Below are 13232 nucleotides of genomic sequence, written 5' to 3'. Positions count from 1 at the left end.
CTTCCTATGGCTTCACAAATTGTTGGCGTTTTGGCAGCAGCTTCATCTGACGATGCCAACGCGGGCTCAATTGAAAAAGCTGCTTGGATTACTAAAAATGCCACGATGTATAATCGGCAGTCCCATGAAGATGAAGAAATGGCTAAGCGTGACGAGGTGAAGAAAGGAGGGTTCACTAAGGAGAATTTGGACAAAGCATCGTGTTATGTAATTAAGTGCTGGGCACAGTATGATCGGGCTAGTCCGGAATATCGAGATAGTATGATAAAAGAGTCTGACGTTGCAGGGCTTGGTAATGAGCTTATGTGGGTTGATGCCCAGCAGGAGAAGGGACTGTTCAACTATAGCTATATCGATGCCGCTAAAGATCTAGCGACTCGCGATGTTATTCCTTTGGGTACTGAAACGGGGTCTATTGTAACTGGTGGGATTAGTGTGGCCTCAGGGTATACTTTATGTGGAAGCGGAGTAGGTTGCGTCTTCGGTGCTCCGATGGTTGCATTTGGCGCTGGTAATGTCGTAGAAGGCGGTACGGGTATTTACAACCACTTTTATGGTGGAGGTGAAGGGTATAATCCTGTAAAAGAGGCATTCTCCCTTCTTCCTGGTAATCTGGGGGGCGTTGTCTACAGTAGCGCCGATTTTGCTCTTTCGCTGGGTGCTGGGCTAGTGAAGGTTCCTTTAAAAATGGGCTTGGCTGATGGTCTGAATAGGCCTAAGTCGATGTTTGGAGTTATGGTGAGTGGCGTGGATAATAACTTCTTTTTACCAGCTATAGGGGCTACTCCTTATGGCACTGCGATGGGTATGTATTTCTATAGTCTCGCAGGAAAAGGAAATAGCATCTATAAAGAGGTTTCTGATGAAAAGAAATAAGTATTTCTATTTTTTGTTTATGTCTTTTGCCTTGCTAAGCATGGTTTTAGGTGTGAGTATATTTTTTGCAATTATAATATCCGCTCTTTTCTCGGTTTTATTTAAGGCCGACTCGGCTTGGGTGTATTATGTGGTTGGTGGGCCTCTGGCTATTCTGTTCGCGACTTTTTGGACTATTAAGCGCTGGGCTTTTGTGAAGGCTTTTGTGACGGAATGAATTATCTCCGAAAGGAATATTTGCCGTTCCTCGTCACAAGGGTAGGACATAGCTCGGTGACGGAAAACCGCAGACAGTTGAACAATTTTGATCGTCTTTTAGCGGAGAGGTTGCAAGGAAAGCTGCTGCTAGCGTTGACTAAGTCCAGCCAAGTGTGAGCATTGCCAATGGTTGTATTGAAATGCCCACGCGAAGAAGTGGATGCTCTTGCTAAAGAGTCGGTTGAGTGCATCACAAGTTCTGACCCACTGGCATGCCGTAGAAGGGTGCAAGATGAATATAAGGCCTTGAACGATGGCAAAACCGGTGCGGGGCTGCAAGGTTGCAACGCGCCTAGGGAGGGCGCGTGTAATAATCAATACACGCCTGTCAAAAGTGGCTTTGCTCAGCTCGATTCGGTTGCGTTAAACGCCGAAGAGAAAGATGTTCTAGCTCATTTTCAGGACTTTAATCATGACGATGAGCGAGTGGCTGACCATGCGTGGTTGCAGTCATTTTGAAATGGGAGGTGGCTGTTTTTCTTGTTAACCGTATTAGTTTGTCCGTATTTCAAGAATTTTCATGATTTTTATAGGGTGTTTCGTCAGGCGCAAGCAGACTTGGAAATAACTCTTCTTGACCAAAATGTATTAGATCGCCCTCCGTAAGGCTTTGATCAATAGTTTTGGTTGGCGTTCTTATCCATTCTGAAATGATTCTGCCTTACCTCTGTTTAAGAGATGTCACCCTAGCAACCCCCCCCCCCACTCCGGACACCCCCGTCCCAAATCATCCGACCCCCACTCCGCAATACCCACCCCCTAATAACCTAAACTACCCAGCGGCACCCGCTCGCTGTCCGGGCCTGAGGAAGTTGTCAGCCTTATCCTTATCGTTCTACGCACCTGCCAATACTCGGTTTAAAACATAACAAAACTACCTGTTCGCACGAACCGCATAAGGATAAGGCTTGGATGACAATAACTCCAGTGGATGGATCGGCTTCCTTTGATGTTAACAACCTGTTCAGAAAACCCAGGATCTGTTTTGACTGGGAGGACCTGCGTTACTTCGTGATGTTTTCCACGGTCAGTTCCCTGAGTGGCGCTGCAAGGATGCTGGGTGTGGAGCACGCCACGGTGTCGCGGCGTATCGCTTCGCTGGAAAGGTCTCTGAATGTAAAGCTTGTCGACCGTCGCAAGCGTTTGTATGAACTGACTGATGAGGGACGGCGTGTGGCGGCGATCGGGCGACAGATCGAGGCGCAGACCCAAGCCGTTGGCCGTCTCGCGGTTGCGGCTCAGGTGGTGCAGGGTGTGGAGGTGACCATCAGCGCGCCGCCGTCGGTGGCGGTCGAGAAGCTGGTACCGCGGTTGGGGGCGTTTCGGGCGATGCATCCCGGAATTGTGTTGCGCTTGTTGGGCGATCACCAGTATTCGTCGTTGTCCAGTTGCCAGTCTGACCTGTGCATACGGTTTTCCAAACCTGTTGAAAGCGGCATTGTCGCGCGGCGGATTGGCACGGCTTCCTTTTCATTTTATTGCGCACGTTTTTATCTGGAGCAACGTCCTCCGGAGCATTATGAGTTTATTGCTTATGACAATGAACTGATGAGTGACAATCAGAATGGTTGGCTGAGGGATATCGTCGGTGATCGACCCTTTGTGCTGGAGGCCAAAACGGTGGAGTTGCAAATTCGTGCTGCCGAAACCGGTGTGGGTATCGCGTTACTGCCCAGTTTTGCCGTAGAGGGTAATGATCGTCTGTGCCAGGTGGAATTGTCGGCTCCGCTGGAAGTCGATGTCTGGCTCGGTGTGCATGAAGACTTGCGCGCGGTGGCTTCCATCCAGGCTGCCATGAATTATGTGGAAAGCTGTTATCGCTAGCCAGGCCTGAGTTCGCGCTGGCCATGTTGACGGTAAACAGTCTTGTTGTGAAAAAATTCCCATCCCCTCATCAAATATCGACAGTTTACAAGTTCGGCTGTTTTGACGAGGATCAATACCGAGTGGAGCAGTTCATGACTCGAAACTCCGAGACGTTAAGGTGTCGGCTCGGCAAGGTTTGTTAGATGGCGCGCTGTTGGATAATTATAAAAACTCAAGCAGTGGCAAGATCATCTCAAGCACCCTGATGACACCCTAAGGACAGCAGGAGATTCTCATGGCCGACGTAAAAATTCTCGACGTTACATTGCGTGATGGTGGTTATCGGAACAACTTCAACTTCACAGAAGATCAGGCGCAGATAGTGGTCGCTGGTTTGGCCAGTGCGGGTGTCGACCTCTGCGAAATTGGTTATTGCAAAGGATCCTTCGCCCCGAAAGGCGAGCACGGTCTGACCAGTGATGTAGGCGCAGGCTTCATTGAAAAGATTGCGCAGGCGGCCAACGGCCGTATCGAACTGGCCGTCATGGTTCACCCCAGAAACATCACCACGGATGACTTCGCCATGCTCAAGGAGCAGGGCGTTTCGATGATCCGCGTCTGTTTGAGGCGCGATCAACTGGATGAGGGGCTTGTGACCTTGTCGCTGGCTCGCGATCACGGCTTCAGTGTCAGCGCCAATGTGACGCATGTGACTTCGCAGACGCCAGGCAGTGTGCTTGATACGGCGGTACGCGCGGAGGGGGCTGGCGCGGATATCGTTTGCTGTGCGGATTCCAATGGCCATATGTTGCCAGCCGATGTAGATCGACTGTTCAGTCGTCTCTCAAGTCGACTATTGGTGCCGCTGGGCTTTCACGCCCATAACAATATGTCGTTGGCGCTGGCGAATGCAGTGGCGGCTATAGAAGCCGGCGCTGAATACATCGACACGTCCATATGTGGCATGGGCAAGGGAGCCGGCAATCTTCACCTGAGTATGCTGGTTGCCTACCTGGAGCGTACCAGCGTCAGTCATGGCTATGACCTGGTGAAGGTGATGGAACTGTCGGAAGCCACGGCCCGTGCGGTACCGCACAACAATATGCCCAGCCCGCTGATGGATATCATTCTGGGCACTTACAACTTCCCCTATGACAGCAGTCAACGCGTACGGGACACCCTCGAGCGCTTTCAGCTGACTTCCGAGTATCGAGCGATCGAGGTCATGCATCAGCAGGACAAGGTGGCGCGTCTTGCGCCCCGAGCTGTGTTACCGACTATTGCCACCGGCTTGCCGAACAGCGTAAAGGGAGTCGCACTATGACCACTCAACCGCTCCGAAAGCGCATCTGTGTATTGCCCGGTGACGGGATCGGCATTGAAGTCATGGCGGCGGCACTGCCGGTGATTGCGGCGTTGAACCTGCCATTCGATCTGATTGCGGCTGACATCGGTTGGGAATGCTGGAGGGCCGAGGGGGAAACCGTTCCGGCCCGTACTTGGGAGATCATGGCCAGTTGCGACGCGACATTGCTTGGCGCAATCACCAGCAAGCCTCTGGCAGAGGCCGAAGCAGAGTTGCCACTGGCGCTTCAGGGCCAGAACCGCCGCTATGTCAGTCCGGTCATTCAGCTCAGGCAGAATCTCGACCTGTACGCCAATGTCCGCCCGGTCAATGACATGACTGGCGAAAACAGATTTCGCTTTGTGGTGATCAGGGAAAACACCGAAGGGCTTTATGCGGGGCTGGACTTCGGTTGTATCCCGGATGCACTGGTGCCGCTGCTCGAAGAGCGAGAAGCCCTCGGCGCGGCGTGGCAGCGAGAAGGGCAGGATGATGCGACGGTGACGTTGCGCCTGCAGACGCGAAGTGGCCTGACGCGTATTTTCGAATACGCCTTCGAGTACGCCCGCAAGAATCATTTCACGCGGGTCACGTTTGTCGACAAACCCATGGTCCTGCGGCACAGCAGCGCCTTTGCACGGGGCATCTTCGAAGCAACAGCTCTGCGTTATCCGGACGTGACCGGGGTCATCGAAAACGTCGATGCGGTTGCCCTGTGGATGGTGCAACGTCCCGAGCGCTTCGGGGTGATCGTTGCCGAGAACATGTTCGGCGATATTCTTTCCGATCTCGGCGCCGGAGTCATGGGAGGCCTGGGGTTTGCGCCCAGTGGCAACTTCGGCAATTCAGGTGCCTATTTCGAACCGGTACACGGCAGCGCGCCTGCTCACGCGGGTTTGAACAAGGCCAACCCCGGCGCGATGTTCATGGCCATCGCGCTGATGCTGGAGCATTTGGGGTTCCCGGACGAGTCGGCGTGTATCAGCCAGGCCGTCAGCCTGGTTTCTCGCACATCCACACGCACGTATGACCTTGGCGGTTCCCATACCACGGCTCAAGTGGGCGAAGCGATCGTTCAGCAGTGCATCGAGTTGCAGTCCCGCACGTTCGGGTATGGCAACGAACAGGTTGCAGCACAGGGAGAATGTCATGTCAGCGCACTTTGAAGCTGTACCCATTGCGCAAGCCGTGCTGGAGGCATGTGAACATCTCGACACGGCGTCCTTGTCTGACGCGCTGGACAGCCTGGGGATCGACGGCGGGCTTTCGGGGATTGCCTCGCAAGTACCTGGCACTCGTTGCGTGGGCATCGCGTTTACCGTGCAGTACGAGCCGGTCGATGCATCTGCGGTCTTCAAGGGTGCTGCCAACTATATCGATCATGTACCGGCCGGTGCGGTGATTGTTTCCTCAAACAACGGACGCCAGGACTGCACGGTATGGGGCGACATCATGACCCACTTCGCGCTGACAAACGGTATCAAGGGCACCGTGATCGATGGCGTGGCACGCGATATCGATACGGTCATCGAGTGCCGTTACCCATTGTTCAGTCGTGGACGTTTCATGCAGTCGGCAAAGAACCGCGCTCAACTCCAGGCTGTACAAGTGCCTCTGCTCATCAATGGCGTGACGGTCCGGCCCGGCGACCTTCTGGTGTGTGATGGCAGCGGCTGTGTTGTGATTCCCCAGCAACTGGCTGTCGAGGTCGTACGCCGTGCCCAGGCGGTCGAGCAGACAGAGCGCCGCATCATCGAAGCCATATCGGCTGGCTGGACGCTGGAAAAAGCCCGCAGCACCTATCGCTACGACCAGCCCTGGCTGACTGACGCTGAAAAAATCAGCGTCGCGATGCCTTCGCAGGCGTGAACCGAGCTGCCTTCCCACTTGAATGGAAATGATGATGAAAATGGAATTGTTCGACGCTCAATCCGTCACCGATGACAACGCGGTTTATCTGATCAATGTCGTACAGGTAAACGAGGGGGCTCAGGATCTGGCCATTCAGATTCTTGAAGAGACGGTCAGTTACGTGGCGCGCACTTACAGTGCCTTCAAATGGAGCCGGCTGATGAAAAGCATCGACGGCAAGACCGTTATCAATCAGGCGCAATGGAGCGATCGCAGCCAGTTCGAGTCGCTGTTTACCGACGCAGAGTTTCTGTCGCGCTACTCCCGGTTGAAAGAAACCGGCACCTGGGAATATCACCTGTACAACGTGGCCGAGTACATCACCCCTGAAATTGCCTTACAGAAGGCCGGCTAAGCCACGACCGGCAGAAGAGGGCGGCGCACAGGCCGCCTTCGTCTGATATTCACTCGGATTTGCACAGGGATTATGCGATGACCACGATCAATACAGCACTGACCTCTCTTCTGGGCATTGACCACCCGCTGATTCTGGCGCCCATGGGCGGCGCTTCCGGTGGGCGTCTGGCGGCTGCGGTTTCCCGTGCCGGTGGCCTCGGCCTGGTGGGTGCCAGTTACGGCGACCCGCAATGGATGGCACGTGAACTGGAGATGATGCGAGAGGTGCAGCAGCCTTGGGGCGTCGGGCTGGTCATGTTTACCGTGGCCAAACAGTTCGAATTGCTTCATCTGGCGCTGGAGTATTGTCCGGCGGTGGTTGCCCTGTCGTTTGGTGATGTACGTCCTTTCGTCCGGCCCATTCAACAGGCCAGCGCCAAAGTCATCGTTCAGGTGCATGACGTCGATCAGGCGCTTGAAGCGCTGGACGCCGGTGCCGATGCGCTGATCGTGCAAGGTGCCGAGGCGGGTGGTCACAGTTTGCGCCGCGCTTCATTGCCGCTGTTTCCGGCGGTCCGCGACGCGGTGGGTGAGCATGTCGTGCTGATCGGTGCCGGTGGGATCGCCGATGGGCGTGGCATGGCTGCTGCGCTGGCGCTGGGCATGGACGGCGTGATGATGGGCACGCGCTTTCTGGCTTCGCAGGAGGCACTGCCTTCCGAACGGGTAAAACAGCGACTGCTGCAGGCGGTCGCGAGCGATACGGTGCGAACCCGGATCTTCGATCAGGTACGCGGCATCGACTGGCCCGAGGGCTACAGCGGACGTGTGATCGGCAATGACTTTTCCGCTAGCTGGGTGGGTGAGGAGCAGGCTTTCGCTGCCTCAGCCGGTCAACTGCGCCTGGACTATGAAGCCGCGCTGGCGGCCGACGATGTCAGTATCCGGGCCATCTGGGCAGGCGAAGTCGCGGACCTGATCAAGGAGGTGCTGCCCGCACAACTGATTGTCGAGTCGACTTTGCGCGGGTATGCCGCCAGTGTCGAACGCCTTCGCACGACCCGCTGAGCCTTCACGATGGAGCAACGACCGGACCCGCTCGACAAGGCGGGTCTTGTCATTTTTGCAGGAGCAAAAGCCATGAGTCATTGCATCACCTGCCAGACCTTCGGTATCGGGCAATCAAGCGTATTCATTCTTTCACCGGTGATGCCGGTCTGGGACGAGGGCGGGTTTGCCCAACCGCTGATCGAGTATTTCACCGCGGGCGGTTTTCAGGTCACGGTGTTTGATTCCCTGTCGCTGGCCGTCGTGCCGCGTGAGGGTTTTGGCGCATTTGCCGAGCGCTGGGCCAGCGCACTCGAGCCTTGGGGGATACCAGATGTACTCGTCGGCGTGGCCTTGGGTGGTGCGTTGGTACAGGCGTTGGCAGGCACTTCATCAATGCGGTCGACGCCTGCATTGTTGCTGCTTTCTTCTCCGGCCAAAGCCGATGCGTTGCTGGATTCCAGGCTGGGACGTATGGCGGATCTGGCAGAACAAGGGCATGTCGAGCAAGCCAAACGCCTGCTGGACGATCTGGTGTTGCCTGAAGGCCAGAAACACGAGCACCCGTCCGGCAGCGAGAATGACGCAACGCTTTCAACCCAGGGTCAGCGTCTGACCTTGGGGTTCCGGCTACTGAGCGGTCTGGATGTCAGTGAGTGCCTGCTCGATTTCAAAGGGCGTGTGCTGAGCGTGTTTGGCGGGAAGTCGCAACTGGTTGGGGCGCGTCATGTGCTGCATACCAAATGCCACAGACAACGCTCACTGTGTGTGCCGGATGGCGGGATGCGCCCGCTGGTGGATGATCTGGACCGGGTGCTGGAGAGCATCGATACATTTCTGATCGCCAGAGCGGAGTGTGTGCAATGAGTCGGATCGAGGAGCCAGGCTTCATTGATGTGCATTACCACGCCAATCCTGACGCGTTCATTCGCCGTCATGGCGCGATAGAGGCGGGCAGACGCTACGCTGCGGTGCAGGGCCGGGTCGTATTGAAAAATCACCTGGGGTGTACGGCGGCCCAGGCATGGGAAGCACGCAATCAGGGTTTTCCGGTCAGCGGTTCTGTGGTTCTGAACGAGATTGCCGGCGGCATCGACTACCGTGTAGTCGAGCGCAGTCTCTGTTTGCGCGGCGATGAACCTGGACGTTTCATTGTTCACTTGCCAACCGTCACAGGCAGAACGCATACCAGCACGCTGGCCCGCAACCTGAGCCATCCGCTGTTGCGGGACAAGCCCATCAAGCCTGCCAGAGTGACATCGGAGAACGGCCGCCTGACGCCACAGGCGCAGGATATTCTGAAAATGGCACGTGACTATCCGCTGGTGATCTCGACCGGGCATGCTGATGCCAATGAAGTCAGGACGTTGATCGACGAAGCGCTGCGGATCGGCGTGCCGAGGTTGATGCTCAACCAGCCTGCCAATCCGTTGACCGGTCTAGACGCGGCCGAGCTTGCGCTGATCGGCAAAGAGCCATCGGTCTACATCGAGCAGACCGCACTGACGTACCTGCTGGGCTATCAGGACCGGCAGGATTTCAGCGATGTGTTGAGTCATGTCGGCAATGTGGTCTACAGCTCGGACCTGGGGCAGACCAGTCAGATCGATGTCCACGAGTGGCTGTCGTTGAGCGGGCAGTGGTTCGATGCGTTCGGCTTGAGCGGCGAGCGCCGCACCGAGGTGACGCTGTTGAATCCGCAACGCATGTTGGCCCTTTAAACTGTTCGGATAAGGCCGCCCTGGCTAGCACTGCCAGGGCGGCCTGGCCATCAGGCTACTGCTGCGGACACCTTCGAAGCAATCGCCTCCACAACTCTGGATTCACGCAGGCCCGCGTCTTCCATCAGCGGCAGTGTTTCTCTCACGAAGTCCTTTATACCCTCGTGGTAATCGAGCCACGTCAGGGCAATGCCGTCGATCCCCCAGTCAGAATACTTCCTGAACAGCTCCACGATCTTCTCGGGTGTGCCCACCAGGGGCACCCCGGCGAATCCGGCCTTGAAGTGGAAACGGAAACGCACGGCGTCTTCGGGGGTGAAAATGCCGGTCTGGATACCCAGCTCGCCGGTGATGATGTCGCAGCCCTCATCGTCACCCAACTGGTTGGCGTAATAGTCCAGGTAAGCGTCTGCTTGCTCCTGCGTGTCTTTCTGCACCACGTAGCCATAACACCATATCTTTATGTCACGACCGAACTTCTGTTTCGCCAGGTCCTTGTAGGATGCAATCTGCTCTCGCACCGCTTGTTCACCGTCCAGATGTTTGACGATCAGGAATGCGGCATCGCAATGTTCTGCGCAGAACAGTTTGCCGCGCGGCGAGCCTCCTGCGTTGATCAGGTAGGGCTTATTCAGGGGTTGTGGCTGCGAGATTGCGCCGCAGATGTTGAAATACTCGCCTTTGAAGTCGAACGGGGTCTGCTGTTCCCAGGCATTTTTTGCAATGTGCAGCCACTCTTCTGCGTAGTCGTAGCGTTTGTCGTGCTCCATCATGTGACCGCTGAACATGCGCATTTCCGCGCCATACCAGCCGCAAAGGATATTCAGCCCGAAGCGCCCGCCGCTGATGTGGTCGATGGTCACCGCCTGTTTGGCCGCGAACAGCGGGTGTACGGTGGGCAGGTGCGAGGTGGTGAAGACCGCGATCTGACTGGTCAGGGCTGCAATCCCGGCAGCCCAGGTATAGGTCTCGAAACAGACACCGCCCGTATTGTTGGTACCGCCGAAACCTTTCCAGCGGCCTACCGGTATGAAGGCTTCAAACCCCGCATCGTCGGCAATCCGTGCGATTTCCAGGTTGCCAGCCCAATCGTCTCCGCGCAGGCGTTCAGGCGCATTGGTGACGGTGCAGCCACCCTCGGTATTGGTGGAGAAAACACCCAGCTGTATCTTGTTCGGGCTGCTGCGCATCGGGTTGGTTTTTATCGGATAGGATTTTTCAGCGCGCATCGTGACCTCCCAGGTCGGTAGTTGAATCGTTCGTCCTTGCTACATCCTGAACCTGCGGTGGCCGTGCCGATGAAGTATTCGGTCAGGCATGATCACCCCGGCGGGTCGGGAAGTACGGCAGCACACACTCTTCCAGCTCTTGCAACACTTCTGTGGCCGGACGCCTCAGGGGCTTGAGGTTCAGCGCCACATGCGAAACCCCCTGTTCCCGCTGACGCTGCCACAGGGCGATGAGGGCGTTGCGCCCGGTACTGATTCCGCGTCCGACTTTCATCGGCGCGTCCTTGTTCTCGTCGAGGTCGAAGAACGTCGCATAGCCGTAGGGCTTGAAGTGTTTTTGCTCATTGGCACTGCGCCAATGATTGATCACTTCAGGCAAGGTGTCGAAGCCGCTCTGATGCCATATCCAGCCATCCATGTGATTGGCCAGCCATTTGATGTCCTGCTGACAGCGGCCGATGGCAAGCATAGGCAGCCGCCCGAAAACCGGTTTCGGCAGTAGATCCAGCGTGCCATTGAGTTGCCCGTAATGGCGCGATCTGAACACTGGAAAAGACTGCTCGGTCACCGCGTGCAGCAGTTCGACGCCGTCTCTGAAGCGTTCCGCGCGGGTGTCGAAATGCTCGCCGAACGCAGGATATTCGCCGGGCCTGTCCCCCGTCGACACACCCAGCAGGAAGCGTCCCTCGAGCAACACGTCCACGCTGCACGCCTGTTTGGCGACCATCAGCGGATTACGCAGCGTCAATATGATGCCTGCCGTGCCGATGCAGATTTGCCGGGTGACGGCAGACAGCAGCGCGGCGTAGACAAAAGGATCGAACACCTGACCGGCGTCGCCGAACCCCGGGTCGAGAAGCGGTACGTCACGCAGCCACAGCGCGGCGAAACCGGCCTTGTCGGCCTGAATGGCCAAGGCCAGATGGTCTTTCATGGTCGGTGCTGCGGAGTCGGGGTAGCCCTCCAGAGGCGCGATCAGCCCGAACGTGAGGTGACCTGGCGCGAACACCTTTGCAAAGGCTGGATGCCGCTTTGCGCCTGATATTTCATAGGGACTCACTTGATTTCGCCCGCCAGTTCAAGCGTGTCGGAGGCCACTATGGGCGGTTCTTCATGAGCGCGGACGCGACCAAGCAGCGCAAAGACCGCCACGGCCGTCAGCACGGTGGCGGCGCTGAGAATGAACAGCAGATTGCGGAACGCGGTGGCGTACTGTTGGTGCAGCAGTTCTGCCTGGCCGGGCAGAAGACCGATCGCATTCTGCAGGTCGCCCAATGCGGCGCGGTTGGCAGCGTTTGTCACCACATCAGGCGCGACACCCGTCAGGGCATCGAACAGGCCCCACTGAATGAACGTGGCGAGCAGTGCGCCTGCGATCGCAATGGCTATGCCGTCGGCAGAAACGCGTACGGCATTGAAGATGCCGGTAGCCATACCGGCGCGTTCCTTTTCAACCACACTGATCGCCATGCCATCCATCAGCCCCCAGGGCAGACCGATGCCGATGCCGATCAAGGCCATCGGCAGCAAGGCGGTTTTGATTGCTCCGCTGTCCAGCGCCAGCGCGAGCCACAGCAGACCGACAGCCACCAGCAGCAAACCGATACCGGACAGTAGCCCGGAGGTGAAACGACGTGCCAGTTGTGCGGCAAGCATCGGTACGATCAGCAGGGGCGCGGCCAGTGCGGTCATCATCTGTCCGGTTTCCAGCGCGCTGAGACCGTCGATACCAATGAAGCGCGCTGGCAACATGATGATCAGCACGACAAAGAAAAATGCCGGACTGGCTGCAAGAATCTGCACGCCGAGAAAGCGCGCGCTATTGAACAGTGACAGGTCCAGCATGGGACGGGCAACGCGCCGCTCCACGGCGATGAATATCCAGAACAGCAGCAGTGAGCCAATGATGCCACCCATCACCAGTGGATCGCTCCAGCCCTCTTCAGGGGCGAGCAGGATTGCGTAAGTGAACAGGGCCAATGCTGCGGTAAAACTGATTGCGCCCGGCCAGTCCATACCCGTGGCGTCGGGATCCTTTGATTCGGTGGCGCTGAACAGCACTAGCAGGAACCCCGCGACGCCGATGAGTGCAGTCGCATGAAATGACCATTTCCAGCCTGCCGAATCCACCAGCGAACCGGCTGCGAGTGGGCCGAAGGCCAGACCTATGCCGAAGGTGGTGCCCAGCAGGCTGAAGACTCGGGTGCGCTCGGCGCCATGAAAGGTCTGGGCAAGCGACGACATCGCCCCGGCGAACGCTGCCGCGCCGCCCAGGCCTTGAACCAGTCTGAGCAGGTCGATCTGGACCACGGAGGAAGCTGCCGGAATGGCGAAGGTGGAGAGCACGAATATCGCCAGCCCGATCAGCCAGACGCGTTTTCTGCCGTAGATATCCGTCAGGCTCCCGGCGGCCATCATGGCGCTGCCATAGGTCAGGATGTAGGCGTTGATGACCCAGGTCAGCTCGACCGCTGATCCGCCCAGCGCCTGGTTTATCGAAGGCAGAACCACGGCAGGGCCGGTGAAGCATAACGGGATCAGAATGCCGGTCAGGCAAGCCGCGAGCAGTTGCCCCCATCGTCCCGCAGTGGGTTGTGTTTGGACCCGATGTGCTGTGGTCATGTGCAATGTCCCTGTGAAGCGTGCCCGGGTTTTGCTGTGATGCACGCGTTTTATCCAAGAGCGATTGCCCTGCCGGGAGAT

General features: G+C 57.0%; 14 protein-coding genes. 11 read left to right on the top strand and 3 right to left on the bottom strand.

Annotation, left to right across the window (positions count from 1 at the left end; translation table 11 throughout):
• The first annotated feature begins 6 nt into the window (after nt 1–6).
• From BLR16_RS27840 to BLR16_RS03575, 11 genes are all read left to right on the top strand, one after another.
• Nucleotides 7–876, top strand: coding sequence for a DUF4225 domain-containing protein (locus tag BLR16_RS27840; RefSeq protein ID WP_371123449.1), 870 nt, complete (start codon nt 7–9; stop codon nt 874–876).
• On the top strand, nt 863–1093 hold the full coding sequence (locus tag BLR16_RS03615; RefSeq protein ID WP_074806067.1) for a hypothetical protein: 231 nt from the start codon (nt 863–865) through the stop codon (nt 1091–1093). The genes BLR16_RS27840 and BLR16_RS03615 overlap by 14 nt, the downstream gene beginning before the upstream one ends.
• A gap of 167 nt (nt 1094–1260) precedes the next feature.
• Nucleotides 1261–1593: a hypothetical protein gene (locus tag BLR16_RS27835; RefSeq protein WP_074806071.1), complete on the top strand. Its 333-nt coding sequence runs from the start codon at nt 1261–1263 to the stop codon at nt 1591–1593.
• Between the two features lie 453 nt (nt 1594–2046).
• Nucleotides 2047–2958: a LysR family transcriptional regulator gene (locus BLR16_RS03610; RefSeq protein WP_074806074.1), complete on the top strand. Its 912-nt coding sequence runs from the start codon at nt 2047–2049 to the stop codon at nt 2956–2958.
• A 277-nt stretch (nt 2959–3235) separates the two neighbouring features.
• Nucleotides 3236–4264 carry an aldolase catalytic domain-containing protein gene (locus BLR16_RS03605; RefSeq protein WP_058396290.1) on the top strand — a complete coding sequence of 343 codons (1029 nt, stop codon included), beginning with the start codon at nt 3236–3238 and terminating at the stop codon, nt 4262–4264.
• Nucleotides 4261–5451 carry an isocitrate/isopropylmalate dehydrogenase family protein gene (locus BLR16_RS03600; protein WP_092194098.1) on the top strand — a complete coding sequence of 397 codons (1191 nt, stop codon included), beginning with the start codon at nt 4261–4263 and terminating at the stop codon, nt 5449–5451. The genes BLR16_RS03605 and BLR16_RS03600 overlap by 4 nt, the downstream gene beginning before the upstream one ends.
• Nucleotides 5435–6154 carry an RraA family protein gene (locus BLR16_RS03595; RefSeq protein WP_074806080.1) on the top strand — a complete coding sequence of 240 codons (720 nt, stop codon included), beginning with the start codon at nt 5435–5437 and terminating at the stop codon, nt 6152–6154. Before BLR16_RS03600 ends, BLR16_RS03595 begins: the two co-directional genes overlap by 17 nt.
• A 34-nt stretch (nt 6155–6188) precedes the next feature.
• Complete coding sequence (locus tag BLR16_RS03590) at nt 6189–6551, top strand: antibiotic biosynthesis monooxygenase (RefSeq protein ID WP_003315407.1); 363 nt, start codon at nt 6189–6191, stop codon at nt 6549–6551.
• A gap of 77 nt (nt 6552–6628) precedes the next feature.
• Nucleotides 6629–7600 carry an NAD(P)H-dependent flavin oxidoreductase gene (locus BLR16_RS03585; RefSeq protein ID WP_074806087.1) on the top strand — a complete coding sequence of 324 codons (972 nt, stop codon included), beginning with the start codon at nt 6629–6631 and terminating at the stop codon, nt 7598–7600.
• Nucleotides 7601–7672: 72 nt separating this feature from the next.
• A complete protein-coding gene (locus tag BLR16_RS03580) occupies nt 7673–8446 on the top strand; it encodes a hypothetical protein (protein ID WP_074806090.1) in 774 nt (257 codons plus the stop codon).
• Nucleotides 8443–9300 carry a DUF6282 family protein gene (locus BLR16_RS03575; protein ID WP_074806095.1) on the top strand — a complete coding sequence of 286 codons (858 nt, stop codon included), beginning with the start codon at nt 8443–8445 and terminating at the stop codon, nt 9298–9300. Before BLR16_RS03580 ends, BLR16_RS03575 begins: the two co-directional genes overlap by 4 nt.
• Nucleotides 9301–9350: 50 nt before the next feature.
• Here BLR16_RS03575 and BLR16_RS03570 read toward each other — a convergent pair whose 3' ends face one another.
• The 3 genes from BLR16_RS03570 to BLR16_RS03560 all read right to left on the bottom strand — a co-directional run bounded on the left by BLR16_RS03570 (nt 9351) and on the right by BLR16_RS03560 (nt 13151).
• Nucleotides 9351–10529, bottom strand: a complete 1179-nt coding sequence (locus tag BLR16_RS03570; protein ID WP_092194096.1) for an LLM class flavin-dependent oxidoreductase — start codon at nt 10527–10529, stop codon at nt 9351–9353.
• Nucleotides 10530–10611: 82 nt separating this feature from the next.
• Nucleotides 10612–11589: an LLM class oxidoreductase gene (locus tag BLR16_RS03565; RefSeq protein WP_003364632.1), complete on the bottom strand. Its 978-nt coding sequence runs from the start codon at nt 11587–11589 to the stop codon at nt 10612–10614.
• Nucleotides 11586–13151: an MFS transporter gene (locus BLR16_RS03560; RefSeq protein ID WP_004413863.1), complete on the bottom strand. Its 1566-nt coding sequence runs from the start codon at nt 13149–13151 to the stop codon at nt 11586–11588. Before BLR16_RS03560 ends, BLR16_RS03565 begins: the two co-directional genes overlap by 4 nt.
• Between the last annotated feature and the right edge of the window lie 81 nt (nt 13152–13232).

Source organism: Pseudomonas sp. BS3767 (assembly GCF_900099665.1).
GTDB lineage: Bacteria > Pseudomonadota > Gammaproteobacteria > Pseudomonadales > Pseudomonadaceae > Aquipseudomonas > Aquipseudomonas cerasi.
This window is presented reverse-complemented; position numbering and strand designations above follow the sequence as displayed.

What these genes read in the sequence shown, in the direction of transcription:
- BLR16_RS03570 (WP_092194096.1), bottom strand. Translation starts at nt 10,529, where the DNA reads ATGCGCGCTGAAAAATCCTATCCGATAAAAACCAACCCGATGCGCAGC.
- BLR16_RS03605 (WP_058396290.1), top strand. Translation starts at nt 3,236, where the DNA reads ATGGCCGACGTAAAAATTCTCGACGTTACATTGCGTGATGGTGGTTAT.
- BLR16_RS03595 (WP_074806080.1), top strand. Translation starts at nt 5,435, where the DNA reads ATGTCAGCGCACTTTGAAGCTGTACCCATTGCGCAAGCCGTGCTGGAG.
- BLR16_RS03580 (WP_074806090.1), top strand. Translation starts at nt 7,673, where the DNA reads ATGAGTCATTGCATCACCTGCCAGACCTTCGGTATCGGGCAATCAAGC.
- BLR16_RS03585 (WP_074806087.1), top strand. Translation starts at nt 6,629, where the DNA reads ATGACCACGATCAATACAGCACTGACCTCTCTTCTGGGCATTGACCAC.
- BLR16_RS27840 (WP_371123449.1), top strand. Translation starts at nt 7, where the DNA reads ATGGCTTCACAAATTGTTGGCGTTTTGGCAGCAGCTTCATCTGACGAT.
- BLR16_RS03610 (WP_074806074.1), top strand. Translation starts at nt 2,047, where the DNA reads ATGACAATAACTCCAGTGGATGGATCGGCTTCCTTTGATGTTAACAAC.
- BLR16_RS03590 (WP_003315407.1), top strand. Translation starts at nt 6,189, where the DNA reads ATGAAAATGGAATTGTTCGACGCTCAATCCGTCACCGATGACAACGCG.
- BLR16_RS03575 (WP_074806095.1), top strand. Translation starts at nt 8,443, where the DNA reads ATGAGTCGGATCGAGGAGCCAGGCTTCATTGATGTGCATTACCACGCC.
- BLR16_RS27835 (WP_074806071.1), top strand. Translation starts at nt 1,261, where the DNA reads ATGGTTGTATTGAAATGCCCACGCGAAGAAGTGGATGCTCTTGCTAAA.
- BLR16_RS03560 (WP_004413863.1), bottom strand. Translation starts at nt 13,151, where the DNA reads ATGACCACAGCACATCGGGTCCAAACACAACCCACTGCGGGACGATGG.
- BLR16_RS03615 (WP_074806067.1), top strand. Translation starts at nt 863, where the DNA reads ATGAAAAGAAATAAGTATTTCTATTTTTTGTTTATGTCTTTTGCCTTG.
- BLR16_RS03600 (WP_092194098.1), top strand. Translation starts at nt 4,261, where the DNA reads ATGACCACTCAACCGCTCCGAAAGCGCATCTGTGTATTGCCCGGTGAC.